The 2,550-nt window shown below is 68.3% G+C and carries 4 protein-coding genes; 3 read left to right on the forward strand and 1 reads right to left on the reverse strand.

Features of this window, described 5'->3' with window-relative positions:
* From DBR23_RS31950 to DBR23_RS26870, 3 genes are all read left to right on the forward strand, one after another.
* A partial coding sequence (locus DBR23_RS31950; protein WP_233250778.1) for a tRNA (adenosine(37)-N6)-threonylcarbamoyltransferase complex ATPase subunit type 1 TsaE occupies positions 1-218 on the forward strand: 218 nt, incomplete at its 5' end.
* Positions 219-224: 6 nt separating this feature from the next.
* A complete protein-coding gene (locus DBR23_RS26865; protein WP_056743447.1) occupies positions 225-1,664 on the forward strand; it encodes an N-acetylmuramoyl-L-alanine amidase in 1,440 nt (479 codons plus the stop codon).
* A 119-nt stretch (positions 1,665-1,783) separates the two neighbouring features.
* The gene (locus DBR23_RS26870) at positions 1,784-2,125 is read left to right on the forward strand and encodes a cupin domain-containing protein (RefSeq protein WP_056061641.1); all 342 of its coding nucleotides are present in this window, start codon (positions 1,784-1,786) and stop codon (positions 2,123-2,125) included.
* 83 nt (positions 2,126-2,208) lie between these two features.
* Here DBR23_RS26870 and DBR23_RS31955 read toward each other — a convergent pair.
* Positions 2,209-2,550, reverse strand: a 342-nt coding sequence (locus DBR23_RS31955) for a methyl-accepting chemotaxis protein (protein WP_233250779.1), incomplete at its 5' end; no start/stop codon positions are given.

Genomic DNA, 2,550 nt, shown 5'->3' on the forward strand with positions numbered 1-2,550 from the left:
TCTACCGTTTTGACGATCCGCGCGAGTGGGAAGACGCCGGTTTCAGGGACATTTTTGCCAACCCCGGTCTCAAGGTGGCAGAATGGCCGGAAAAGGCCGCAGCGCTTACCCCGCTTGCAGACCTTGCTATCCACATTGAAGCAATGGATGACACCGAAAGGAAGGTCACGCTGCATGCCCCCACCGCCACGGGGCGCAGCCTGCTGCAAGCTCTCTGAGACACCGTGAACGAACCCACCCTGCCCGACCGTCACGCCGCTTCCCAGCCATCGCGCCGTGCCGTGCTGCGCGCCAGCAGCCTGGTGCTGCTGCTGGGCGCACAGCAGATTGCACGCGGCGCCACCATCGTGGCCGTGCGCGTCTGGCCCGCACCCGAATACTCGCGGGTGACCATCGAGTCCGATGGCGCGCTGGTGGCCAAGCAGTTCTTCGTGACCTCACCGCCGCGCCTGGCGGTGGACATCGAGGGCATCGACCTGAGCCCCGAGCTACGCGAACTGGTGGCCAAGGTCAAACCCGACGACCCCAACATCGCGGGCATCCGCGTGGGCCAGAACGCACCGGGTGTGGTGCGCCTGGTGGTGGACCTCAAGCAGCCCGCCATGCCGCAGGTGTTCACCCTGCCACCCGTCGCCGCCTACCGCCACCGGCTGGTGTTTGACCTGTACCCCGCAGCGCCTGTGGACCCGCTGGAGGCACTGATTGCCGAGCGCCTGCGCGATGCCAGCGGCCCAGCCGCCACGCCTGCGCCATCGCCCGCACCGGCCACAGCCCGCGCCGCAGAGCACGACCCGCTGGGCGACCTGATCGCGCAACGCGCCAATGGCCCCGCGCAGTCCGGCACCACAGCCCAGCCGCCCGTGGTGGCCGCAGCACCCGCGCCCAGCGCCGCCCCTGCCGCGCCCTCACGACCTGGCAACCGTCCCACAGCCACCGAGACCGACCGCATCATCATCGTGGCACTCGACCCTGGCCACGGGGGCGAAGACCCCGGCGCCATCGGCCCCTCCGGCACCCGCGAAAAAGACGTGGTGCTGCGCGTGGCCCACCTGCTGCGCGACCGCATCAACGCCACCACCGTGGGCGGCAACCCCATGCGCGCCTACCTCACACGCGATGGCGATTACTTTGTGCCCCTGGGCACCCGCGTGCAAAAGGCCCGGCGCGTGCAGGCCGACCTGTTCGTCTCCATCCATGCCGATGCCTTCACCACGCCCGAGGCGCGCGGCGCCAGCGTGTTTGCGCTGAGCCAGGGCGGGGCCTCCAGCACCGCCGCCCGCTGGCTGGCCAACAAGGAGAACCAGGCCGACCTGGTGGGCGGCATCAACGTGCAGTCCAAGGACCAGCATGTGCAGCGCGCGCTGCTGGACATGAGCACCACCGCGCAGATCAACGACAGCCTCAAGCTCGGCACCGTGCTGCTGGGGGAGATCGGCAACGTGGGCAAGCTGCACAAGCCGCGCGTGGAGCAGGCGGGCTTTGCCGTGCTCAAGGCGCCCGACATCCCCAGCGTGCTGGTCGAAACCGCCTTCATCAGCAACCCCGAAGAAGAAAAGCGCCTGCGCAGCAGCGCCTACCAGGAGCAGCTGGCCGACGCGCTGATGCGCGGCATCACGCGCTACTTTGCCAAGAACCCGCCACTGGCGCGCAGCCGGTCGGTGTAGGCAGGCAGGGACATCGCGCGCGGGACGGCCAGCCCACCTTGCGCGCACTACCAACTGCAGGCACAGTAGCCTGCATCGGCCGGGCGCGCACCGCGCCTTGGCCAGCAAGGAGAACTGCCATGGCCCTGCCCCACGCCCAATCTGGTCAGATCGTCAGCGTGCGTCCCCTGGGAGCACGATTGGCCGACACCGTCACCACCGCCGTCCTCAAAGCCGGCCAGCTCGAAGTCATGCGGGTGGTCCTGCCCGTGGGTAAATCCATGAAAGAACACCAGACGCCCGGCGAGGCCACCGTGCAGTGCATCGAGGGCGTGGTGGAGTTTGCGAGCGAGCTGGGCGTGCAGCAATTGCATCCCGGCGACTTTGTGCACCTGGCACCGCGCGCGCTGCATTCGCTCAAGGCGGTAGAACCTGCGTCACTGCTGGTGACGATGTGCCTCAAGCCTGCGGAGAAAACCTGAGGCCTCTTTGGCTGCGTTGGCTTCTTTGCACTCCGGGCCCCGAAGGCCTGAGGGGGGTGAAGACCGTGCGGCGCTGAAGGCGGTCAGCGCCCCAGCCGGAACACGCTCACGATCTCTGACAACCGCGCCGCCTGGTGCTTGAGGCTGTCGGCCGCCGCAGCGCTCTGCTCCACCAGGGCCGCATTCTGCTGGGTGACCTGGTCCAGCTGCATCACCGCCTCGCCCACCTGGCTGATGCCGATGGTCTGCTCGCCCGTGGCGCTGGAGATTTCGCCAATCAGGTCGCTCACCCGCTGCACCTGGGCGACGATGTCTTCCATGCTCTGCCCGGCGTTGCTCACCAGCTGGGTGCCGTTCTCCACCTTCTCCACACTGGCGCCGATCAGGGCCTTGATCTCCTTGGCCGCCTCGGCGCTGCGCTGGGC

Origin of the sequence: Acidovorax sp. HMWF018, assembly GCF_003061035.1 — a bacterium.
GTDB classification, from domain to species: Bacteria; Pseudomonadota; Gammaproteobacteria; order Burkholderiales; family Burkholderiaceae_C; genus Acidovorax; species Acidovorax delafieldii.